The following is a 23,010-nucleotide window of genomic DNA, read 5'->3' as shown; positions in this document are numbered from 1 at the left end:
CGGAATGTAGCTGCCGGTACCGGGTTAGACGCCGCCGAGCAGCCGGCGAAGGGTTTCGGCCTCGCTGATGGACACTGATCCGATGAAGCGCGCCAGTACGGCTTCGCGGTCACTGACGGATCCGAGCACCTCGTGCATCAGTTCCGCTGTGTGCTCGGCCTTAGTGGTGATGGCACGGTAGCGGTGCGGACGGATGTTCCGCTCACGCTCCACCAGTCCCTTTTTCTCCAGCCGGGAGAGGACCGTGAGGATGGTGGTGACCGCCAGGCCCTTGCCGTCGCCCGAGCCGGCCGCGGGGTTGGCCTCGGCCAGTTTTTCACGCAGTTCGTTCGCTGTGGACGCTTCCGCGGACTCCCAGAGGATGTCCATGGTTGCCCGTTCCAGCTCGCCGAGGGTAGCCATCTATTGTTCCTGTCCTTCACATTGCAATCCGCCCGAGCCTGTCCCTGGTCCCGCGTCCGAGGGGACGGCAGGGGCAGCGGCGGATGAGGTCTGACTCTCTAATGTACAGGGTTTTGCCGCTGGGTTCTACGTCACGTAGAAATCTTTTGGCATCTGCTCTACGATCGGAAGCAGAATGATTTTCTACGCTCTGTAGAAGTTCTGGTCCTACTGAAGGAATCCTCCCTTGGAAGCACTCGATATTGCCCGCTGGCAGTTCGGCATCACCACCGTTTACCACTTCCTCATGGTGCCGCTGACCATCGGCCTGGGGCTTGTGGTGGCCACCCTGCAGACCATGTGGGTACGCACGGGCAAAGATGAATACCTGCGGATGACCAAGTTCTGGGGAAAGCTCTTCCTCATCAACTTCATCATGGGCGTGGCCACCGGCCTGGTCCAGGAGTTCCAGTTCGGCATGGCCTGGAGCGAATACAGCCGCTTTGTGGGGGACGTCTTCGGCGCCCCGCTGGCCCTGGAATCGCTGCTGGCCTTCTTCACTGAATCCGTGTTCCTGGGGCTGTGGATCTTTGGTTGGAAGCGGCTGCCCAAGAAGATCCACCTCGCCACCATCTGGATTGCCACCCTGGCTTCCGTCCTCTCCGCCTACTTCATCCTGGCTGCCAACTCGTGGATGCAGCACCCCGTGGGCGTGGAGATGGTGGACGGCCGTCCGGTCCTGACCGACATCTGGGCCGTGCTGACCAACAACACCCTCCTGACCGCGTTCCCGCACCAGATCACGGCAGCACTGTCCGTTGCCGGCGGCTTCCTGCTGGGCATCGCCTGGTACCACCTGTGGAAGCGCCGCCGCGACGGCATCGACACCGTTGATGAAAACGGCAAGGTAGTGGTTGGCTCCCGTCCGGAAACCGGCCGGGACAAGTCGGACTACAGCGTGTGGATCAAGTCCCTTCGCATCGGCGCAGTGGTGGCCATGGTGTCTTTCGCCGGAACCGCCATCACCGGTGACCTGCAGGGCAAGCTCATGTTCGAGCAGCAGCCCATGAAAATGGCCGCCGCCGAGGCAGCCTGCCATGACGGCACATCCTTCTCGATCCTCTCCGTCGGCGATGTCGGGGCAAAAAACTGCGACGACGTCACCGCCGTGATCGAGGTCCCCGGCCTGCTGTCCTTCCTGGCGAACAACGACTTCGACACCGAAATCAAGGGCGTCAACACGCTGATTCCGGAATACCAGGAAGCCTACGGCACCCACATTCCCGACGATCCCAAGTACGGCGCACAGGCCGGGACGGAAATTGACTACCTGCCGGTCATGTCAGTGACCTACTGGGGCTTCCGCATCATGATCGGCTTTGGCGGCATTGCCGCCGCCGCATCCGCCGCCGCGCTCTGGGTAACCCGCAAGGGCACCGTGCCGCAGTCCAAGTGGCTGATGCGCCTGGCCGTGTTCGGCATCCTGGCACCCTTCGGCGCCAACAGTGCCGGCTGGATTTTCACCGAGATGGGACGCCAGCCGTTCGTGGTGGCTCCCAACCCGAGCTTCACCGGTATTGACCAGGTGTTCATGTTCACCGCGGCCGCAGTGTCTCCGGGCGTCTCTATGGCTGAGCTGATCTTCTCGCTGTGCTCATTCGCCCTGGTGTACCTGGTGCTGCTGGTGGTGGAAGTGCGGCTGCTGTTCAAGTTCACCCGCGGCGGGGTTCCGTCCGCCATGCCCGAACTGCTGCACGGCGGGGGGCACGACGGCGGTTCCTCCGGCGGCATGGATTCCGCCGGCGGTGATGACGGCACGGGCAGCGACGGGTCCGACACCAAGACCAAGCTGCCCGACGATGTCCTCGGCTTTGCCTACTAAGCGATCTGGAGCACAGAAGTGATTTCGCTACCCACCCTTTGGTTCATCGTCCTGGCCTTCCTCTGGACCGGTTACCTCTTCCTCGAAGGCTTCGACCTCGGCGTCGGCATGCTCATGAAGCTGATGGGCCGCAACGAGAAGGACCGCCGGGTCATGCTGAACACCATCGGCCCGGTCTGGGACGGCAACGAGGTCTGGCTGATCACCGCCGGGGCCATGACGTTTGCCACGTTCCCGCTCTGGTACGCCGCACTCTTTTCGGCACTGTACATCCCGCTGGTGCTGGTCCTGCTGGGACTGATTTTCCGGGCCGTATCCATCGAGTACCGCGGCAAGCACAATGATGACCGCTGGCGCAGCCGCTGGGACTGGGCCATGGCCCTGGGCTCCTTTGTCTCCGCCTTCGGCGTCGGGGCAGCCCTCGCGCTGACCACCACCGGCCTGCCGTTGAACGAAAACGGCGACCGGGTGGGCGGAGCCTTCGCCTGGTTCAACGGCTATGCGGTCCTGGGCGGCCTGGCCGTGGTGGCCTTCTGCCTGGTCCATGCCTGCGCCTTCCTCGCGCTGAAGTCCCGCGGCGACATCGAGATGCGGGCCCGCCGCGCCGTCGTGCGCTGGCTGCCGCTGGGCGTGCTGCCGATGGCCGCCTGGGCCATTGTGGTCCAGCAGCAGAACGGCAAGGTGCTCACCCTGATTCCGCTGGTGATCGCCGTCGTGGCCGTGGTGCTGGCCTGGGTTACGGCACGCCGCGGCCGCGAAGGCTGGAGCTTCACCTGGATGGGCCTGTTCCTGGTGGCCGGTGTCTTCACCATCTTCGCCTCGCTCTACCCGAATGTCCTGCCCTCCACCCTGGACCCGGCCTGGAACCTGACCGTGGACAACGCATCCTCTTCGGACTACACGCTGACCGTGATTTCCTGGGTCTCGCTCTTCGGCCTGCCGCTGGTGGTGCTCTACCAGGGCTGGACCTACTGGGTCTTCCGCAAGCGCATCACGGCTGACTCCATCCCCGCTGCCCACTCGGTGACCGCCCAGTGAAACCTGTTCTTCCGGTCAGCTCCGCCAGCCGGCGGGCGCTGTATCTCCTGGGGTTGCTGGCCGCCGTCAAGGCGGCCGGACTGGTCCTCCTGGCCACGGGCGTGGCTGCGGGCGTTGCCGGACTTGCGTCCGGCGAGCCGGACTGGCGCTGGGTGTTCGCCAACGGCATCGCCGGTGCCGTGCTGCGGTCCCTCGCGGTCTGGGGAACCGAAACGGTGTCCCAGCGCGCCGCGGCGGGCGTCAAGGAGGAGCTGCGGGCGTCCCTCACTGCGCGGGCGCTCGACGACGGCGGCAGCGTTGCCGGCATGGGCAGCGGCGCGCTGAGCGTGCTGATTACCCGCGGCCTGGACGGGTTGGACAACTATTACGCCAAGTACCTGCCCGCGCTGGTGACCTGCGCCGTCGTACCGCTGCTGGTGGGCCTGCGGATCCTCTCCGCTGACTGGCTCAGCGCGGTGGTGGTTGTCCTGACCGTGCCGCTGATTCCGGTGTTCATGATCCTGATCGGCCTGCACACGGGAGACAAGACTGCCGCAGCAGTGGACGCCCTGAACCGGCTCTCGGACAACATGCTGGAACTGGCCAAGGGACTGCCTGTCCTGGTGGGCCTGGGCCGCGCCCGGGCCCAGACCCGTGCCCTGCGCGACGTGGCCGAGAACTACCGCACCCGCACCCTGGAAACCCTGAAGGTTGCGTTCCTGTCCTCCCTGGCGCTGGAACTGATTGCCACCATCTCCGTGGCACTGGTGGCCGTAGTGATCGGCGTGCGGCTGGTTCACGGCTCCATGTCCCTGGAACTGGGCCTGCTGGCATTGATCCTGGCCCCGGAGTGCTACCAGCCGCTGCGTGACCTGGGCACGGCCCACCACGCAAGCGAAGACGGACTCGAGGCGCTCAAGCGCACCAACGCCGTCCTGCACGCGCCCGCTGCAACGCCGCTCGTCCCGGCAGCTGAGACCCATGCGCCGGCTGACACCAATGCCTCAGCAGGCCTCACCGGGCCTGCCCCTGCTCCTGCCGCGCTGTCCGTGGCAGGGCTGACCGTCCGCTACGCGGGGCGGCCCCGGCCCGCAGTGTCCGGCCTGAGTTTCGACGTGCCAGCCGGCAGCATTGCGGCACTGACCGGATCCAGCGGCAGCGGCAAGACCTCCGTCCTGGAAACTCTCGCCGGACTGCGCCGCAGCGGCGGCGACACCACGCTGGAAGGGACCGTCACCGGCGTCGACCGTTCCGGTATTGCCTGGATTCCGCAGCACCCGGTGCTCGTGGAAGACACCACCGTGGATGAGATAGCCCTGTACTCCGGCCTGGACTCGGCGGAGGGAGGACGGCAGGCTGCCGCAGATGCGCTCGCCGCCATTGACTCGGGGCACCTGCTGGACACCCGCACCGCGGACCTGAGCCCGGGTGAACAGCGCCGCGTGGCCGTTGCCCGGGCGCTGGCGCGCATTGCCTGCCAGCCGCAGGTGCACGTACTGCTGGCCGACGAGCCCACCGCCCACTTGGATGCCGCCAGCGCCGCCTCAGTCATCCGCGCACTGGACAGCCTGCGCGGAACCGTCACCGTGCTGCTCGTAGCCCACGACCAGGCGGCAGCGGCCATTGCCGACCGGCTGATCCCCGTGGATGCCGGGACCCCGGAAGCGCCGGCACCAGGTTCGCCGACGGTTTCGGATGCTGCAGTCCACGCCGCCGGGGACACCGCGGCCCTGCCTGCCGGAGCAGCTGCAAGTTTCGCCGGAACACATGCCGCGGCCGGCCGGGAAGCCGTGCGCTGGCAGGATGAGCTGGCCGAGACCGAACTTCATCCGGTGCACCAGCCGCTGTGGAAGAACCTCTTGGTCCTGCGGCCCTGGAGCGGCCAGTTCCTGCTGGCACTGCTGCTGGGCACCGGTGCCACCCTGTTTGCCGTGGCCCTCACCTCGCTGTCCGGCTGGCTGATTGTCCGGGCCTCAGAACAGCCTCCCATCCTGCTGCTGCTCGGCGTGATCGTGGGTGTCAGGTTCTTCGGCATCGGCCGGTCCGTGCTGCGCTACCTGGAGCGGCTGCGCCTGCATGACGCCGTCTTCCGGGCCACCAATGCCATCCGGATCCGCCTGTGGAACGGACTTCTGCAGCGCCCCGAGGGCTGGCGCCGGCTGGCCCGCGGCGGAGGAGCACTGGAACGCCTGGTGGGCGACGTGGACGAGCTGCGCGATATTGCACCGCGCGTCGTTTTTGCACCCTTGACCGGCTTCTTTACCGCGGTGGCCGCATGTATCGCCACCGGCCTGCTGGTTCCCGGGGCCCTCGCCGCGCAGATCCTGGTGTGCGTGGTGGGGCTCATTGTTGCACCCCTCGCGGCCGTGGGGGCCGACGCCGCCGCACGGGCTGCAACCGTGCGGCTGCAGTCCCGGTCCATGGCGGCCATGGCGCGGCTGCTCGAGGCGGCACCGGACCTGGAAGCCAACCGCAGCGCCGCCCCGGTGTTTGCCCGCCAGCAGGAGCTCGACGCGCGGGCCTCGGCTGCCGTGCGGCGCAGCGCCTGGGCCCAGGGCCTGGCCAACGCGCTTACGGCACTGGCCTGCTCTTTCGGCGCCCTGTACATGCTGACCGTGGCAGGGAACGTCTCCGCGACCGTAGCCGCCGTCGTGGTGCTGATGCAGCTGGCCCTGATCGAAGCCTTCGTGGCCGTCAACGGCTCCATCCAGCAGTTCTTCGCGTGGCGGACCCTCGGTGACAAGGTGCTGCCGGACCTGGGCACCGACACCGTGGAGCCGGAGGCAGAATCCGGGGACGAGGCTCCGGTCCCCGCCGTGGAAACCATTGAACTGCGCGGTATCAGCTACAGCTATCCCGGCTCCGACACTCCGGTATTCGAGGATCTGGACCTGGACCTGCGCCCGGACAGCTGGCTGGCTGTCACCGGACCCTCCGGCAGCGGAAAGTCCACGCTGTTGGGTGTCCTGCTGGGCTTCCTCACCCCGCAGGAGGGAACCTTCCGGATCAACGGCCGGGCAGCTGCGGACCTGCCGCCCGCTGCACGGCGGATGGCCTGGTGCCCGCAGGAAGCCCACTTGTTCGACTCCACGCTGCGCGGCAACCTGCTGCTGGCCCGGGACCGCCGCCACGCGCCCACCGAGGCGGAAATGATTGCTGCCCTGGACGCCGTCGGCCTCGGTCCGTTCCTGGCCGACCTGCCCGAGGGACTGGATACCCGCGTGGGGGGCGGCGGACATTTCCTGTCCGGTGGGCAGCGCCAGCGCCTGGCCGTTGCGCGCGCCCTCCTCACGGAAGCCGACGTCGTCCTCCTGGACGAGCCCACGGCGCATCTGGACGCGGAAGCGGGCGAACGGCTGATGGCCGATCTGGCATCGGGCCTGCGCGGCAAATCCGTGGTGGTGGTGACCCACAATCCGGCAGACACCGTCTGGTGCGACCGCAGAGTGAATCTGGGACAGCCGGCATGCGCTGGGTCACACCGATAGGAAACGCCCGAAGCAGGTGTCATAGTCTGGAAAGATGAGTATCTCGACACCACCGGAAATTCCTGGTCCCGCAACCGGTCTGCGCTGGCGGGCCATCACGGCGGAGGACACAGAAGCCTGGCTGGACCTGGTTCGGCGCATCGCCGCAGTGGACAAACCCGGCTATGTCCAGCAGCGGGCGGACCTGGAACACGTCCTGGAGGCCAGTGCCGACACGCCCGCCCGCGACACCCTGCTGGGGCTGGACCGGGACGGCGTGCCGCGAGCCTACGGATACCTGGTCCGGACCGAGGGATCGGACAAGATCCACGGTGCCGGGGGAGTGGACCCGCAGTGGCGCCGGCGCGGGATCGGCACCGCACTGCTGCGCTGGCAGCAGCAGCGTGCCCGCGAGCGGCTGCTGGAAACAGGCCATGAAAAAGGCCTGCTGCGGTTCATGGCCGAAGAGGACAACGCCTCGCACGTTGCACTGTTCCACGCCGCCAACGCGTCGGTGGTTCGCTACTTCACTGAAATGAGCCGGCCCCTGGATGCGGACATTCCGGACGCCGCGCTGCCGGAGGGGCTGGAATACGTGACCTTCAACGAGGACATTTCCGAGGCGCTGCGCGTGGCCCATAATGAGGTCTTCCAGGACCACTGGGGGAGCGAAGAGCGGGACCCCGAGCGCTGGCGGCACAACATCGAACACCCGCACTTCCGCCCCGACTGGACGTTCGTGGTGATGGACACCGCAGCCGGGGAAATTGCCGGCTACAACATTGCTTCCTTTGACCCTGAGGGACAGAAGCTCAACGGTTACAGCGAGGGTTACACCGAACTCCTCGGCGTGCGGCGCAGCTACCGCGGCCTGGGCCTGGCACCGGCCATGCTCGGAGAAGCCATGCGCCGTTACAAGGCCTCGGGCATGGAACGGGCCGGTCTGGGCGTGGACACCGAGAACCCGTCGGGAGCCCTGGGACTTTATGAGAGCCTGGGCTACACGCCCACCTACCGCGAGGTGGTCTTCGACCTGCACGTGCTGCCCTAGCTGCCCCGGGCATCGAATTCAGCCCTGCCCGGTGTCCTCCCCAGCGGCGGGCGCCGGCAGGACCCAGATGGACTGTGCGGCCGGAAGGCCCAGTTCCAGCTGGCTGCCGTTTGCCGCAACGGTGAGGGTTCCGGCGTAGGCCTGGCGGGAGAGAACGTGCACCTGCACGTCCAGATGCAGTCCTAGTCCGGCCAGATACCGCAGCAGTTCCGGGTCCGAGTCCGAAACCCGGGCGATGCTCACTCTGCTGCCCGGCTCGCAGCCGCTGAGCCGCACTGCCGCCAGCGGCGGAAAGCTGCCGTCCCGTGTGGGGATGGGGTCTCCATGCGGGTCGCGGACGGGATAGCCCAGGCGCCGGTCAAGGGCGTTCACCAGCTTTTCCGAGACGGCGTGTTCCAGATGCTCGGCTTCGTCGTGGACCTCGTCCCAGCCGTAGTCCAGGTACTCCACCAAAAATGTCTCGATCAGCCGGTGCCGGCGCACCATGGCCACCGCTTCACGCGTACCCTCTTCCGTCAGCGCGATCGAGCCGTAGCGCGCATGGGTCAGCAATCCCCGGGTTGTCAGCTTTTTCACGGCCTCCGAGACCGACGACGGCGAATTCCCCACGTGTGCGGACAGCGCGGAAACCGTGACCGGCGCGTCGGTCCATTCCTGGGCGGTCCAAATGACCTTGAGATAGTCCTCGGAAGCGGCTGAAAGCGAATTGGTACCCACGCCTCCACCTTACGTGGTGCGGCTGGCCGGGCTCCTGCGGGTGTCCAGCCCTTCGTGCACCAAACCTTCGTGCACCAGTAAAAGCTGCGTGCTGCCCCCGTCCGGGGTCAGCTCGATGCGCAGAAGGGAGAGCGGCTCATCGGGGAAATCCCAGGTCATCGCCAGCAGCCTTCCCGGTTCCCACCCTCGGACCTCGCTGATGCAGGAACAGTCCCCGGAGTGCTGGACGGTGACCGTGCTGCCTGCAGCGAATGCACCGGAGGTCACGGTCCCCATCCAATGCGGCAGCGCTTCCGGGCTTGTCAGCGCGTCCCAAACTCGGTCCGGGGACGCCGGCAGGGACCACCACAGGGTCACAGACCAGGACACGGTGTCCAACAAGTGGCTGGTCAGAGGCATGCCCGGAGCCTAATTGACTTCATCTTCCTCCACCAGCGTCCAGGCATCTCCGTGTTGTGGGCGGTGCCAGTGCTGCCTGGGGCTGCCGGTTTCCCGGACGACGTCGGTCAGCCAGATGGTCCGGTCCGGGTCCCAGCCGGCGATCACGGAAGCCCACTCCTCATCCAGGTGAAGCGCGCGCGCTGCACTGCTGAGATAGCCCAAGGTGCTCAGGTGGACGGCGTCCCATTCTCCGGCCACACGCTCCCAATCCGGGATCAGCCAGCGGCCGTCGCGTCCCGTGACACGGAACCAGTCGTTGCGTCGGGATGCTGTCACCTCGAGCGGGAAATTGCGGCATAGTGCTGTCCAATCGTCCTCAGCTCGAATTTCATAGGTCCTGCCCGCGCCGCGGACCGGAATGGTGGTGGCGTCCTTCCAGCCCGGTGAATCCTCGATGAGGTTCAGCCCCGCAGGGATGCTGCCCACGGTGCCAACAAGTCCGAGGGGGATTGACCACCAAGGCCCGGAGCAGTCCGGCCCTCGTGCACTTTCCTTCCATTTCATTTCCTCGGCACGGATGTTCCGGCCCCACTGCGCCAGTTTCTGCTGTGGATCCTGGTCCAGCGGCGCCGGGTCATCCGGCCCCCGCCAGTCGACGGCCCACTGTTCAGTGCCGCGGGGGGCCGCAGCGTGCTGCATGGCCGGCGTCGCCAACACCCTGGCGGCCAATGGAACGAGTGCTTCCCGGATGACCGGCAGCGCGGCGAGCACGTCCTCACCGTCGGGAGCCTGCCAATACCTGGCAGTATCCACTGCGGTCTCGAGAGCCGGCTGGATCAGCTCATTGCTCAGGCCCGAGAAATCAAGGCAGCGGAGCGAGGCGGCCAGCTCCTCGGGCGAGGTGACAACAGGGACACCGGCGTCGTCCTCATCGGCGTCATTGTGGGTTTCTTCAGGACTCATGAGGCCGAACATCACCGGGGAGGTTCCTTTGCCGGGATCGAGCTCGTAGCCCAGCCGGAACACGGCCATGCTGACGTCCGGGTCCAGTTCCGCCGCGAGCTGCAGGCACATCCGGCGTCCCCGGGGGCCGGCGAGCAGCGGTTCAATCTCTGCGTTCATTCGGTCATCCTTGCACGCGGCGTCCGCGGAGGAGGAGAAGCCGTGCAGGGGAAACGGGGGACGGGGGGGCACCAGGTATGCAAAGGTAACCCCATGGTTTCTCCTCAAACGCTGAGCGAAGCAGACCGGCGCATTTTGGCTGTTTGGGCCGCGGACTGCGCCGAACGCGTCCTGCCATTGTTCGAAGCGGACGTTCCCGATGATGGTCGGCCCCGGGATGCCATCGAACGCGCCCGGGCTTTTGGCTCCGGTGAACTCAGTGCCGCCGGTGAGATCCGGCGTCGTTTTCTTGCCTTCAGGGCCGCCGGTACTGCCGCAACGCCTGCCGGTGCTGCTGCAGCCAGAGCGGCGGCGCAGGCCGCAGCTGTTGCGCACATGGGGGCACATGCCCTGGGCGCCGCGGCATATGCCGCCAAGGCTGCCGCCCTCGCCGATGCCGGCCTGTCCGCCGTGGGCGCAGAACTCCAATGGCAGGTCGCCGGCCTGAGCCCGCAAACCCGGAGCGCTCTCCGGCTGCTTCCGCCGGTAGGGGAGGACAAGGCTGGACCTCTGGGGCCGGGACTGCTCGCAACCGGTGAGCTGGGGGCAAACATCCGGGCCATTCAGTCCGCCGTCAGCACCGGCGACTGACGCGCTCAGGAGATGCCGCAGCAAGCTCCTGAGCCGGCCGCGCTCGCCGGATACGCTGACCTCCATGACAGCCCTGATCTCACATACGTCCTTTGACAGCCTCGATGCCTTTGCCCAGTCAGTGTTCTGGAAAGAAGTCCTCGGTTTCCATGACGATCCCCGCGACCCGAATTATTCCGGCGACGAGGAGTGCATGATCGCCTCCGATGACGGCTCCCAGCGCCTGCTGTTCATCAACGTCCCGGACGCCAAGCAGGTCAAAAACCGGGTGCATCTGGATCTCAGGCCGGCGGAAGGGACCCGCGACCGGGAGCTGAAGCGCCTGCTGGCCCTGGGAGCACGGGAAGTTGCGGACCGGCGCCTGCCCGACGGGACGGGTTGGGTGGTGCTTGCGGATCCGGAGGGCAACGAATTCTGCATCCTGCGCAGTGACGCTGAGCGTGCGTAACCGGCACCTCACCATCACCCTCCAGGCTGCCGATGCTGCTCACCCCAGCAGCCGCCACATACCCCCTAGGGGTACTTGACGCATACCCCAAGGGGGTATATCTTCGTGGTAGATCGAATCTTAGGAGCACACATGAGCACAACCCAGGAACAGGCCGCCGGCGGCCTCGCAGAGCAGGATCACTCCGGTGCCCACGGGTATGCCTCGGACAAGGAGGCCTACCTCAAGCGGCTTCGGCGCATCGAGGGCCAGGTCCGCGGAATTGCCCGCATGGTCGAGGAAGACAAGTACTGCATCGACATCCTGACCCAGGTTGCTGCCATCAACAAGGCACTGCATGCCGTGAGCCTGGGCCTGGTCCAGGACCACATGTCCCACTGCGTGGTGGGCGCTGCCCGCGAAGCCGACGCCACCGGCAACCCGGAACTGGTGCAGGCCAAGGTTCAGGAAGCCACAGACGCCATTGGCCGGCTCCTGCGCTGACCTTCCCGCACCGCAGTTTTCAACGCTTCCAAAGCAACCACTACCGAAAGAGGAACCCCCATGGAAACCACACTGAACATCTCCGGCATGACCTGCGGACACTGCGTTGCTTCCGTTACTGAGGAACTTGAAGCCCTGAACGGCGTCGAGAACGTCAGCGTCGACCTCAACGCCGGCGGGATCTCCACCGCCGTCGTCACCTCCAGCCGCGAACTTTCACCCGTCGAGCTCGGTGAAGCCGTGGCAGAGGCGGGCTACCTCGTGGTGGAACCCTCCGCCTAGCAGCGACGGCACCGACGGCGGGCGCGCCCGGCGGCCGCCCCACGTACCCGCGGGCCCGTGCCCGCACCGCAACATCCTTGGAAGGACAGCATCCCCATGAGTACCGAAAAACTGCTCCAGCAGCCGCAGCCACGCGTCATCGACCTCAAGGTTGAAGGCATGACGTGCGCTTCCTGCGTGGGCCGGGTGGAGCGGAAACTGGGAAAGATCGAGGGCGTCGAAGCCACGGTCAACCTTCCGCTGGAATCCGCGCGGGTGCGTGTTCCGGACGGTGTCACGGACGAGCAGATTCTGCAGGCCGTGGATTCGGCCGGCTATAAGGCCAGACTGGTTCGGCCCGCCGGATCGCCGCGTGCCGCCGCCGGGGCGCCGCACGGGAGCTCCCAGGAGCATGCAGCCCATGATGCCTCCGGCATGGAGCATTCCGGCGAGGACCACATGGCCCACGGCGGAACGGCCGCCACGCTGCGTCCGCGGCTGATCCTGGCCGCAGTGCTCACCGTGCCGGTGTTCCTCATCTCCATGATTCCGGCCCTGCAGTTCAGCAACTGGGGCTGGGTTGCTGCGCTGCTGTCCCTGCCGGTGGTTACCTGGTCCGCCTGGCCCTTTCACCGGGCCGCGGCCATCAATGCCCGGCATTTCGCCTCCACCATGGACACACTGGTGTCCCTGGGCGTCATCGCGTCCTACCTGTTCTCGCTGGCCATCCTCCTTGCCGATCCTGCCCTGACCGCCCACGGCGGCATGTCGGATATGCCGGGGATGGCCGACGCCGGACACGCCAACCTCTACTTTGAAGTTGCCTCCGTGGTGGTCACCTTCCTGCTGCTGGGAAGGTATCTGGAGGCCAATGCCAAGGCCCGCGCCGGCGACGCCCTGAAGGCCCTGCTCAGCCTGGGCGCCAAGGATGCCACTGTGCTGCGCAATGGCGCCGAGGTCCGGGTACCGGCGCAGGACCTGGTGGTTGGCGACGTCATTGTGGTCCGCCCCGGTGAGAAGATCGCGGCTGACGGCGTGGTCACCGACGGACACTCAGCCGTGGACGCCTCCCTCATCACGGGTGAATCCGTTCCGGTGGAGGTGGGCCCGGGAGATACCGTCACGGGTGCCACGGTCAACACCTCCGGCCGGCTGCTGGTGACCGCAACCCGGGTGGGCAGCGAAACCACCCTGGCCCAGATGGGCCGCCTCGTCAGTGACGCGCAGTCCGGCAAGGCACCGATTGCGCGGCTGGCGGACCGGATCAGTGCCGTTTTCGTGCCGATTGTGCTGGGCATCGCCGTGCTGACCTTCGTGCTGTGGCTGGTCTTCACCGGTGACCTGCAGGCAGCCTTCACTGCCGCCGTCGCCGTCCTGGTGATCGCCTGCCCGTGCGCCCTCGGCCTGGCCACTCCCGTTGGCCTGCTCACCGGCACCGGGCGCGGGGCCCAGCTGGGCATCCTCATCAAGGGCCCGCAGGTACTTGAAGACACCCGCACCGTGGACACCATCGTGCTGGACAAGACGGGCACGGTCACCGACGGCCGGCTGTCCGTGGTGCGGACCCTGGTCCTGGATCCGGCTATTGATGAGCAGGAACTGCTGCAGCTGGCGGGTTCCGTGGAGGCGGCGGGAGAGCACCCCATCGCCGTCGCCATCGCCGCTGCTGCTCAGGCTGCGGCTGGATCCCAGGCAACGCCCGACGGCGCACTCGCCCCGGTCACTGCCTTCGACTCGGCTCCCGGCGGCGGTGTCCGCGGAACCGTGAACGGCCGCGCCGTCGTCGCCGGCCGCCCCGGCTGGCTGGAAGACAACGGAATCCACCTGCCCGAGGACGCCCGGACAATGCTGCGGGCCGAGCAGGAAACCGGCTCCACGGCCGTCTTGGTGGCCGTTGACGGCCGGGCCGCCGGAATCATTAGCCTGCAGGACAACCTCAAGCCCGGTTCCGTGGCTGCCATTGCACGGTTGCGGGGCCTGGGGCTGCGGCCGGTGCTGCTCACCGGAGACAACGCCGTGGTGGCGGCCCGGGTGGCGGCCACCGTCGGGATTGCCCCGGAAGACGTGCTCGCCGATGTCCGACCGGAGGGCAAGGTGGAAGCCGTGAAACGGTTCCAGGCCGCAGGCGCCACCGTGGCCATGGCCGGAGACGGGGTGAACGACGCCCCGGCGCTGGCCCAGGCGGACCTGGGCATCGCGATGGGCTCCGGCACCGACGTCGCCATCGAGGCCGCGGACCTGACCGTGATGGGCAACGATCTGGGCCAGGTGGCCACGGCCATCGAACTGTCCCGGCGCACCCTGGGCACCATCAAGACGAACCTGTTCTGGGCCTTCTTCTACAACGCGGTGGGCATTCCGGTGGCGGCCCTGGGCCTGCTGAACCCGATGATCGCCGGTGCGGCAATGGCCGCCAGCTCCGTATTGGTGGTCGGCAACTCCCTGCGGCTGCGCAACTTCGGCAAGCAGCGCAGCTAGGCGGATCCGCTCGCCGCGGCAGATGCGCGGGCAGAATCAAGCGGAATCAATCCGAAGATCGAACCGTTCAGCCAGCACTGCACCCGCCGGTCCCGCTATGGGACCGGCGGGTGCAGTGCGTTAGCGGACAGCGTGGTGCTGTGGAGCCTGCGGCGGATCCAGTGTTCAGCCTTTGGGGACTTCAAAGCAGCCGAATCTACGCGCAGGGGTACTTCGCCGGCATCGATCGTGCAGATAACGGGCCGCGCGGAATTCCTGTGTGCAGATGAAGGGCTTACAGGGGCCGATATGACGTGTTTGGGCCCGGCATCTGCACGAAGAAACTAGCAGGACCGAGTATCACCCCGTTAAGTGCACGAAGGATCTGCAGGACGGTGTTTTAGCCCCGTTAGCTGCCCGAAGGATCCGGGCCCGGCAGTTTGAGCCCGTTATCCGTACGAAAGATCCTGCGCTGGAACCGTAACGGCCTCGGGGGACAGGGAAGGCCGGGCGGTCCGCAGACCACCCGGCCTTCCCTGTTCCGGACCTAGCCCGCGGCCGGATCCTCGCCCGGCTCAACCGGCGTGTTGCTCGGCCCCACCTGGTCCACCTGGTTGGTTAGCGGAATGCCGGAGCCGTCCCGCCGTCCGTGCTCGGTGGGCAGCGCCCGCGCCACGCCGTTGGCAGCGGCAGCCTTTGCCGGACCGTGCCCGGCCCATGCCACCGCCAGCGCGTCCTCGCCCTTCAGGAAACGGTGCGCACGCACACCGCCGGTGGCCCGGCCCTTAACCGGATACTCGGAGAACTCGGTCACTTTCACCGAACCGCCGGGCGCCCCCGGCAGAGTCTCGCTCCCGGTGGATACCGTCACGACGACGGCGGCCGGGTCATTCTGCGCCACCACGCCAAAGAACAGCACCCGGTCATCGGCAGCGAGCTTGATGCCGGCGACACCGCCGGCAGTGCGTCCCTGCGGGCGGACCAGGGACGCGCTGAAGCGCAGCAGCTGAGCCTGTTCGGTAATGAATACCAGCTCGTCGGTGTCCTGCGCGGCTACCCCCAAGCCCACTACTTCGTCCTTGGGCTTGAGCGTGATGGCTTCCCAGTCGTCCCGGTTCAGCGGGTATTCCGGGTTGACCCGCTTCACGATGCCGTTCCGCGTTCCCAGCGCAATGATCTCGTTCAGCGGCACCAGGCCGATCAGCTTCTCGCCCTTGGCCAGGGTCATGAAGTCCTTCACCGGAACCCCGCCCGCCATGTTGGGCAGGCCTGCGGTGGGCGGCAGGGCCGGCATGTCCAGTACCTGGACGCGGATCATCCGGCCCGACGACGTCACCGCCCCAATCTCGCCGCGCGCCGTCGTTTTCACCACGGACCGGAACACATCGTGGCGCACCCGCTGGCCGGCTTCGGTGAGCGGCTCCTGGTTGGACGTGCGGGCCAGCTGGCCGGAACTGGTAAGGATCACCCAGCAGGGATCATCGGCGATCTCCAGCGGCATGGCCGCCTTGGCGCCCTTGCCGGTGACGGCGGGAGCAGCGGCCACGCCCTTCAGCGGAGAGGCGGCCTCGGATTCGAGCAGGACCGTCCGCCGCGGGGTGGCATACTTCGCCGCCACCTCGCCGAGTTCATCGGAAACCAGGGCGCGCAGCCGCGGCTCCGAATCCAGGATGGCCTGCAGTTCCTTGATCGCCAGGAGCAGGTCATCCTTCTCCTTCTCCAGCTCGATGCGCGAGTACTTGGTGAGCTGGCGCAGGCGCAGCTCCAGGATGTGGTTGGCCTGGATTTCCGTGAGGTCATAGACGGCCATCAGGCGTTCACGCGCCTGCGCCGTCTCATCCGAGGTGCGGATGATCTGGATGACCTCATCAATGTCCACAATCGCAATAAGCAGACCTTCGACCAGATGCAGCCGGTCCTGCTTCTTGCGCAGGCGGAAAGCGGTGCGGCGGCGCACGACGCCGAGGCGGTGCGCCACATAGACCTGCAGCAGCTCCACCAGGCCCAGGGTCCGGGGCTGCCCGTCCACCAGGGTGACGTTGTTGATGCCGAAGGAATCTTCCATGGGCGTGTACCGGTACAGCTGGGCCAGCACGGCGTTGGGATTGAAGCCGTTCTTCAGCTCAATGACCAGGCGGAGTCCGTGGCTGCGGTCGGTCAGGTCAACCACGTCCGAGATGCCCTGCAGCTTCTTGGAGGTCACCGCATCCTTGATTTTCTCGATGACCTTTTCCGGACCCACCATGTACGGCAGTTCCGTGATCACCAGGCCGGTGCGGCGGGCGGAGAGCTGCTCCACCTCCACCTTGGCGCGGGTCTTGAAGGATCCGCGGCCGGAGGCGTACGCGTCCCGGATACCGTCCAGTCCCACAATCCGGCCGCCGCTGGGCAGGTCCGGCCCGGGGATGAAGCGCATCAGTTCATCCAGCGTGGCGTCCGGGTTGGCGATCAGGTGCTGGGTGGCGGCAATGACCTCGCCGAGGTTGTGCGGAGCCATGTTGGTGGCCATGCCGACGGCGATGCCCGTGGTTCCGTTGACCAGCAGGTTGGGGAAGGCCGCCGGAAGCACCTCGGGCTGCATCAGCTGGTTGTCATAGTTGGGAACAAAGTCCACTACGTCTTCATCCAGGTGATCCGTCAGCGTCAGCGCGGGCGCGGCCAGGCGGGCCTCGGTGTACCGGGCGGCGGCGGGGCCGTCATCGAGTGAACCGAAGTTGCCGTGTCCGTCGATCAGCGGCAGCCGCAGGGCCCAGTCCTGCGCCATGCGGACCATGGCGTCGTAAATGGCGGAGTCACCGTGCGGATGGAGCTTGCCCATGACCTCGCCCACCACCCGGGCGGATTTCACATGGCCGCGGTCCGGCCGCAGGCCCATGTCCGCCATCATGTACAGGATGCGGCGCTGCACGGGCTTGAGGCCGTCGCGGGCGTCGGGAAGGGCGCGGGAGTAGATCACCGAGTACGCGTACTCGAGGAAGGAACCTTCCATCTCGGTGGTGACATCAATGTCGATGATGTTCTCGGCGATTTTCTCGCCGGGTGCGGTTTTGGAGACGGGTTGGCGCCGGGCCATGCTGTTGTCGGGTCCTTGCATTGGTAGGGGGTAAACGGGGGTGCAGGCGGGTTCGGCGCGGCGGCCGAACGCTCCTGCAGACAGCGGAGAAAATTTCCCACTACTCTGAGTCTATGGCGGAGCAGGGACATTACCCCGAATATTGGGAAGCTGACGTGGTGTTGCGGGACGGCGGCACCGGGCATCTGAGACCTGTGACACCCGGGGACGCCCAGGCGCTGCAGGAGTTCCACATGCGCCAGTCCCAAAGCTCCATCTATCTGCGCTTCTTCACCTATAAGGCCAAGCTCAGCTCCAAGGAACTGGCACGGTTCACCAACGTGGACTACAAGGACCGGGTGGCCTTTGTCATCACCATCGGCTCGGAGATTATCGGCATCGGCCGCTACGACCGCCTCGATGATCCCACGGAGGCTGAGGTTGCCTTCAACATTTCGGACGGCCACCAGGGCCGCGGGCTGGGTTCCATCCTGCTGGAACACCTGGCCGCCGCCGCCCGGGAAAACGGCATCCGCCGGTTCTCCGCCGAAGTGCTGCCTGAAAACCGCAAAATGATCGGGGTCTTCGCGGACGCCGGCTATGAGGTGCGCCGGCATTTCGACGACGGCGTCATCGCCCTGGATTTCAACATCGACCCCACGGACAAGTCCCGGGCCGTAATGGAAGCACGCGAGCACCGCGCGGAAGCCCGCAGCGTGGCGGACCTTCTCTCGCCGTCGTCGGTGGCGGTCATCGGAGCCAGCCGCGAGTGGGGCAAGGTGGGCTACCAGCTCCTGGAACACATCATCGAGGGCGGGTTCACCGGCTCCGTCTACGGGGTGAACCCGGAGGCCTTCGAGCTGGCCGGAATGGTGTCCTACGCGCGGATCGCGGATATCCCGGAACCGGTGCAGCTGGCCGTCATCGCCGTTCCCTATGACCAGGTGCTGCCCGTGGTGGAGGAGTGCGGCCGCGCCGGCGTCAAGGGACTGCTGGTGGTCACCGCCGGTTTCGCGGGCGACGGCGAACGCGGCCTGGCCCGCCAGCGCCGGCTGGTGCGGCACGCCCGCGCCAACGGGATGCGCGTGGTGGGCCCGGCGTCGCTGGGTCTGATCAACACCCGCCCCGACGTTAGCCTGAACGCCTCCATGGCGCCGTCCATGCCGGTGCCCGGGGGACTGGGACTGTTCAGCCAGTCCGCAGCGATCGGGGTGCTGCTTTACGCGGCGGCACAGCGGCGCAGTTTGGGCCTGTCCTCCACCATCTCTGCGGGAAACCGGGCCGATGTCTCCGGCAACGACGCCATGCAGTACTGGGAGGATGACACTGACACCCGGGTGGTGGGCATGTACCTGGAATCCGTGGGCAACCCCCGCAAGTTCTCCCGCATCGCCCGGCGGCTGGCCACCTCCAAACCCGTGATCGTCGCGAAGTCCGACGTCACCGGACTGCAGCTTCCCCCGGGCCATGCCGTGCGGACCACGCAGGCGCCGGCCGGGGCACTGGATGCCATGCTGCGGCAGTCGGGGGTGATCCGGGTGAACACCAACGAGCAGCTGATGGACGTGGCCCAGATTGCCGTCAGCCAGCCGCTTCCGGCCGGCCGTTCCCTGGCGGTCTTCAGCAACTCCGCAGCGCTGGGACGGGTGGTGGCCGATGCCGCCGTCGGCCTGGAACTGGAAGTGGGCAGCCTGGAGACTGACCTTTCCCTGGACAGCGGCATGAGCGTTGCACTGCCGCTGCTGCGGGCCACCGTCACCAAGGCGCTCGCGGACGATGCCGTACATGCCGGCGTGGTGACCCTGCTGCCCTCGGTTGGGCTGACCACCGAGAAGATTGCCCGGTGCCTGCAGGAATGCGTGGCGGAAACGGGCAAGCCCATCGTCGCCGCCTTCACCGGCATCATGGATCCCGGTGCGCACGTGGAGGGACTGTTCACGGCAGGAGGCCGGGAGGAGGACGGGCGCCAGTCGGGCCTGCCGTGCTTCGCGAGCCCGGGCGCCGCCGTCACCGCGCTTGCCTCCCTGATGAGATACACCGAATGGGCTGCGCGCGACCACGGCCAATACCTGGAGCCGGCCGGAGTGGATCCGGACGCCGCCCGCGTCTTGATTGAGGAACTGCTCACCTCAGTGGCGGGGGATGAGCTGATGCGGCTGCCCTCGGCGGCGGCCGCGCAGCTGCTCGGCTACTACGGCGTGCAGCTGCTGCCCTCGGTTCCGTTTACCAGTGCCGACGAGGCAGTGGCGGCAGCGGATTCCGTCGGCTGGCCGGTCGCCATCAAAACCATGGACGAACACCTGCGCCACCGCCTGGACCTTGGCGGGGTGCGCCTGAACATCTCCACCCCCGAGGAGCTCCGGAGCAACATTGCCCAGATGAAGCAGGCGCTGGAGCCCTACGGCAGCTTTGAGCTTGAAGTGCAGACCATGGCTCCGGCCGGGCAGGGGTGCACCGTGCGGGCCATCGAAGATCCGCTGCTGGGGCCGGTGCTGTCCTTCGGCCTGGCCGGGGATGCGGTGAACCTGCTGGACGACTGGGCGCATGGCATTCCGCCGCTGACCAACACCGATATAGCTGACCTGGTGCGTGCCCCGCGCGCCTCCGGCAAGCTGTTCGGGTACCAGGGGCTGCCCAAGGCCAACGTTGCGGCCCTCGAGGACCTGATATCCCGGCTGGCGCTGCTCAAGGACGAACACCCCGAGATCGCCCTGCTGGAGATCAACCCCGTGCTGGTTTCCACCACCGGAGTCACTGTCCTCAGCGCCGACGTCCGTGTCGGCAACCCGCAGCAGCGCACTGACAGTGCCCGGCGGGCCATGCGGGATTAGGCCCGTTCACGCCGGGTCCGGGCGAAGGTGCAGGGCGATCCAGGACTCACTTGGTGTGCTCCCGCGCGCCATTTAGGTGCTGGGGCGTTCTCTGGGGGAAACTGGAACCATGTCGCCGTTACTTTCCTCTGAACGCCGCAGCCTCGACGCATCCATGGAGCGTGCCGGCTTTTACCCCACGCTTCTGGCCGACGTCGTCCATGACGCCCTCGACGGCCGGGAGCCGCTGTCCCACCTGATTCATCTGGAGACCCACTTCGAGCGCACCGAGGTGCACCGCCACATCACCGTGCTGGTGCTCACCGAGGACATGCTGGTGATCACCCACGTGGATGACCAGCAGCTGGACGAGGCCGGGGAACAGATGATGGCGCAGGTTTCCACCGAATCGGTTCCGGTTACGCAGATCCGTTCCGTGGTCCTGGGCTACATGTACGCCCAGCCGCAGAACTACAAGCCCTCCGACCAGGCCCGCGAACTGACGCTGGCCATCGCCTGGTCCGGCGGCCAGCGGCTGGACATGGGTCCGGCCGGATGCGCGGACCCGCAGTGCGACGCCGACCACGGCTACACCGGCAGCATTGCCCAGGAGGACATTGTGCTCCGGGTCAGTGCCGAGGCGGACGGAGCCCAGGCGGTGCAGAACGCCAAGGACTTTGCCCGGGCCCTGCGCAAGGTCAATACGGACACCGTGAATTTGCGGGCACTGGACACCGGGGAAGCGCGCCAGCGAGCCGCCGGCCTCGGCAGCCGCTTCAACCGCGGCCACCACCAGCGGTAAGGGGTCATGAACTCTCCGTCCGGAACAAGCTCGCCCTCCGGTGAACCGCTGCCTCCCGCTCCCGGCTACGGACGCAGCAGCGTTGCCGATGTCCTCACCAGCTCCGCCGCGGTGCTCGGGGTCCCGGGGTTCGAAAACACCCTGAACCTGCCGGCAGCCAAACGCGTCTGCGTGGTCATGGTGGACGGCCTCGGCTGGTCCCTGCTCAAGCAGCGCGGCGGCCACGCGCCCTTCCTGCGCGGTTTTCTGCCCTCGGCGCGCGTCCTCACTGCAGCATTCCCGACGACGACGGCGGCGTCCCTCGCTTCGCTGGGCACCGGGCGCCCGCCGGGTGAACACGGCATGGTCGGATACGACGTGCTGGACCCGGAGCAGGACAAAGTCGTCAACCTGCTCGGGAACTGGGATGCCGGGGTGGATCCCGCGCGGTGGCAGCCCTGCCCCACGGTCCTGGAACGGGCGGCCGAGCACATTCCGGTGGCATCGGTCAGCCTGCCCCGCTTTGAGGATTCCGCCATGACCCGCGCCGCCCTGCGCGGGGGCGAATTCATCGGCGCCACCGGTGTCCACGCCCGGGTTGCCGCTGCGGTTCAGGCCCTGGCCGGATCACCAAAGATGCTGATGTACCTGTACTGGAACGAGCTGGACAAAGCCGGGCACAAGCACGGCGCCCAATCACAGCAGTGGGGCTTCCAGCTGGAAGAGCTGGACAGCGCGCTCAAGCTTCTGGCCGCGCGCCTGCCGGCCGATACGCTGCTGCTGCTCACCGCGGACCACGGCATGGTGGACGTTGCTCCGGAGCACCGCTACGACTTTTCGGCAGATCCCGCACTCATCGCCGGGGTTCGCCACACGGCGGGCGAGCCGCGGATGGTGCACCTCTATCTGGAACCGGGCACCGACGAACAGGGCCGCGACAAGCTGATGGCTGCCTGGCGCAGCGCGTACGGCAATAAGGCCTGGATCACCACGCGGCAGGAGGCCATTGCAGCAGGCTATTTCGGCGCCGTCGTGACCGAGTCCGTTCTGCCGCGCATCGGTGACGTGCTGGTGCTGGCGCGGGAGCCTATTGCCCTGTATGACCTGCGCCGGATGCGGCCGGCCTCAATGGAAGTGGTGGGCCAGCACGGGTCCCTGACCCGCGCGGAGCGGGAAGTGCCGCTGCTGCAGCTCGCTGCACCGGCCGCCAAGCGCAACCCCGGGGCCTCTGCCGGCGGGAGAAAGAAGTAACAGTGGCTGAGCTTGTTTTCTTTTCCGGAACCATGGACTGCGGAAAATCCACGCTGGCACTGCAGATGGACTACAACCACAGTGCCCGCGGCCGCGGCGGAATCCTGTTCAGCCGCAACGACCGGGCGGGGGAGTCAATGATTTCCTCACGGTTGGGTCTGCGCACCCCGGCAGTGGAGGTCACGGACGCCACGGATTTCTGGGACGAAGTGACGAACCGCCGCCGGGCAGGTTTCCCGGTGGATTACCTGATCTGTGACGAGGCCCAGTTCTATGCCGCGGACCAGGTGGAGCAGCTGGCGCGTGTAGTGGATGAGCTGTGCGTGGATGTGTTTGCCTTCGGCATCACCTCCGACTTCCGCACCCGTCTTTTCCCGGGCTCCCAGCGGCTGATCGAACTCGCTGACCGGACCGAAGTGCTCCAGGTCAGGGCGCTGTGCTGGTGCGGCAGGCGGGCCACCCACAATGCCCGGACCGTGGACGGCGTGATGGTGGTGGAAGGCGACCAGGTGGTGGTGGGCGACGTTGGCAAGCATGCTCCCGCCGCGGCACCTGCCGGAGCGGCACCGGGTGTCACCGAGGAGCCCCTGTTCTCTGCGGAAGCCGTGGAAACAGCGCCGGTCGTGGGATATGAAACTCTCTGCCGCCGGCACTACATGCGCCGGGTCACAGCCCACCAGGCGGAGTCGATCTCCGCTGCAGATGATTCTCCGGCCACCCTGGACGTCTGCGCGGTTCATCCCCGCATTCCCTGAGGAGCCCGGGTTCCGGGGCCTAGTATGATCCCATGGCAGACCGGCACGGCAACGGCATCACCGT

18 protein-coding genes are annotated in these 23,010 nt (G+C 66.9%); 13 read left to right on the top strand and 5 right to left on the bottom strand.

What is annotated here, in order from left to right; all coding sequences use genetic code 11:
• Positions 1–24 precede the first annotated feature (24 nt).
• The gene (locus ACIQXM_RS14645; RefSeq protein ID WP_400932753.1) at positions 25–402 is read right to left on the bottom strand and encodes a BlaI/MecI/CopY family transcriptional regulator; all 378 of its coding nucleotides are present in this window, start codon (positions 400–402) and stop codon (positions 25–27) included.
• A 226-nt stretch (positions 403–628) separates the two neighbouring features.
• Here ACIQXM_RS14645 and ACIQXM_RS14640 point away from each other — a divergent pair, with 226 nt between their 5' ends.
• Genes ACIQXM_RS14640 through ACIQXM_RS14625 form a run of 4 tightly spaced genes read left to right on the top strand, consistent with a single transcriptional unit; the run spans position 629 to position 7,798 of the window.
• The gene (locus tag ACIQXM_RS14640; protein ID WP_400932751.1) at positions 629–2,263 is read left to right on the top strand and encodes a cytochrome ubiquinol oxidase subunit I; all 1,635 of its coding nucleotides are present in this window, start codon (positions 629–631) and stop codon (positions 2,261–2,263) included.
• A gap of 18 nt (positions 2,264–2,281) precedes the next feature.
• Positions 2,282–3,301, top strand: coding sequence for a cytochrome d ubiquinol oxidase subunit II (cydB, locus tag ACIQXM_RS14635; protein ID WP_400932749.1), 1,020 nt, complete (start codon positions 2,282–2,284; stop codon positions 3,299–3,301).
• Positions 3,298–6,768: a thiol reductant ABC exporter subunit CydD gene (gene cydD / locus ACIQXM_RS14630; RefSeq protein WP_400932747.1), complete on the top strand. Its 3,471-nt coding sequence runs from the start codon at positions 3,298–3,300 to the stop codon at positions 6,766–6,768. The genes cydB and cydD overlap by 4 nt, the downstream gene beginning before the upstream one ends.
• 34 nt (positions 6,769–6,802) lie before the next feature.
• Complete coding sequence (locus ACIQXM_RS14625) at positions 6,803–7,798, top strand: GNAT family N-acetyltransferase (protein ID WP_400932745.1); 996 nt, start codon at positions 6,803–6,805, stop codon at positions 7,796–7,798.
• Positions 7,799–7,816: 18 nt separating this feature from the next.
• Here ACIQXM_RS14625 and ACIQXM_RS14620 read toward each other — a convergent pair whose 3' ends face one another.
• The 3 genes from ACIQXM_RS14620 to ACIQXM_RS14610 are packed head-to-tail and all read right to left on the bottom strand — an operon-like array spanning position 7,817 to position 10,018.
• Positions 7,817–8,515 (bottom strand): metal-dependent transcriptional regulator, encoded by a 699-nt coding sequence (locus ACIQXM_RS14620; RefSeq protein WP_400932743.1) that lies wholly within the window; start codon positions 8,513–8,515, stop codon positions 7,817–7,819.
• Positions 8,516–8,524: 9 nt separating this feature from the next.
• Positions 8,525–8,914 (bottom strand): SRPBCC domain-containing protein, encoded by a 390-nt coding sequence (locus ACIQXM_RS14615; protein ID WP_400932741.1) that lies wholly within the window; start codon positions 8,912–8,914, stop codon positions 8,525–8,527.
• A gap of 9 nt (positions 8,915–8,923) precedes the next feature.
• Positions 8,924–10,018, bottom strand: a complete 1,095-nt coding sequence (locus tag ACIQXM_RS14610; RefSeq protein ID WP_400932739.1) for a hypothetical protein — start codon at positions 10,016–10,018, stop codon at positions 8,924–8,926.
• 93 nt (positions 10,019–10,111) lie between these two features.
• Here ACIQXM_RS14610 and ACIQXM_RS14605 point away from each other — a divergent pair, with 93 nt between their 5' ends.
• The 5 genes from ACIQXM_RS14605 to ACIQXM_RS14585 all read left to right on the top strand — a co-directional run bounded on the left by ACIQXM_RS14605 (position 10,112) and on the right by ACIQXM_RS14585 (position 14,318).
• Positions 10,112–10,648, top strand: a complete 537-nt coding sequence (locus ACIQXM_RS14605; protein WP_400932737.1) for a putative immunity protein — start codon at positions 10,112–10,114, stop codon at positions 10,646–10,648.
• A 64-nt stretch (positions 10,649–10,712) separates the two neighbouring features.
• Complete coding sequence (locus ACIQXM_RS14600) at positions 10,713–11,096, top strand: VOC family protein (RefSeq protein WP_400932735.1); 384 nt, start codon at positions 10,713–10,715, stop codon at positions 11,094–11,096.
• Positions 11,097–11,228: 132 nt separating this feature from the next.
• Positions 11,229–11,579: a metal-sensitive transcriptional regulator gene (locus ACIQXM_RS14595; protein ID WP_400932733.1), complete on the top strand. Its 351-nt coding sequence runs from the start codon at positions 11,229–11,231 to the stop codon at positions 11,577–11,579.
• 60 nt (positions 11,580–11,639) lie between these two features.
• Positions 11,640–11,861 carry a heavy-metal-associated domain-containing protein gene (locus ACIQXM_RS14590; RefSeq protein ID WP_400932731.1) on the top strand — a complete coding sequence of 74 codons (222 nt, stop codon included), beginning with the start codon at positions 11,640–11,642 and terminating at the stop codon, positions 11,859–11,861.
• A 96-nt stretch (positions 11,862–11,957) separates the two neighbouring features.
• Entirely contained in the window at positions 11,958–14,318 is a 2,361-nt protein-coding gene (locus tag ACIQXM_RS14585) for a heavy metal translocating P-type ATPase (RefSeq protein WP_400932729.1), read from the top strand.
• A 526-nt stretch (positions 14,319–14,844) separates the two neighbouring features.
• On the opposite strand, the gene ACIQXM_RS14580 is transcribed toward ACIQXM_RS14585, so the two are convergent.
• Positions 14,845–17,370 carry a DNA topoisomerase (ATP-hydrolyzing) subunit A gene (locus ACIQXM_RS14580; RefSeq protein WP_400932727.1) on the bottom strand — a complete coding sequence of 842 codons (2,526 nt, stop codon included), beginning with the start codon at positions 17,368–17,370 and terminating at the stop codon, positions 14,845–14,847.
• Positions 17,371–17,483: 113 nt separating this feature from the next.
• Between ACIQXM_RS14580 and ACIQXM_RS14575 the strand changes: the two genes are divergently transcribed.
• The 4 genes from ACIQXM_RS14575 (at position 17,484) to ACIQXM_RS14560 (ending at position 22,946) form a co-directional block, all read left to right on the top strand.
• Complete coding sequence (locus tag ACIQXM_RS14575; protein ID WP_400932725.1) at positions 17,484–20,180, top strand: GNAT family N-acetyltransferase; 2,697 nt, start codon at positions 17,484–17,486, stop codon at positions 20,178–20,180.
• 109 nt (positions 20,181–20,289) lie between these two features.
• A complete protein-coding gene (locus tag ACIQXM_RS14570; protein WP_400932723.1) occupies positions 20,290–20,961 on the top strand; it encodes a DUF5998 family protein in 672 nt (223 codons plus the stop codon).
• A 6-nt stretch (positions 20,962–20,967) separates the two neighbouring features.
• Positions 20,968–22,191 carry an alkaline phosphatase family protein gene (locus tag ACIQXM_RS14565; protein WP_400932721.1) on the top strand — a complete coding sequence of 408 codons (1,224 nt, stop codon included), beginning with the start codon at positions 20,968–20,970 and terminating at the stop codon, positions 22,189–22,191.
• A gap of 2 nt (positions 22,192–22,193) precedes the next feature.
• Positions 22,194–22,946, top strand: a complete 753-nt coding sequence (locus ACIQXM_RS14560; RefSeq protein WP_400932719.1) for a thymidine kinase — start codon at positions 22,194–22,196, stop codon at positions 22,944–22,946.
• Positions 22,947–23,010 lie beyond the last annotated feature (64 nt).

The sequence above is a fragment of the Arthrobacter sp. NPDC097144 genome, assembly GCF_044762205.1.
Lineage (GTDB): Bacteria > Actinomycetota > Actinomycetes > Actinomycetales > Micrococcaceae > Arthrobacter_B.
The sequence above is the reverse complement of the archived record's forward strand: the minus strand, read 5'-3'. Positions and strand labels throughout refer to the sequence as shown.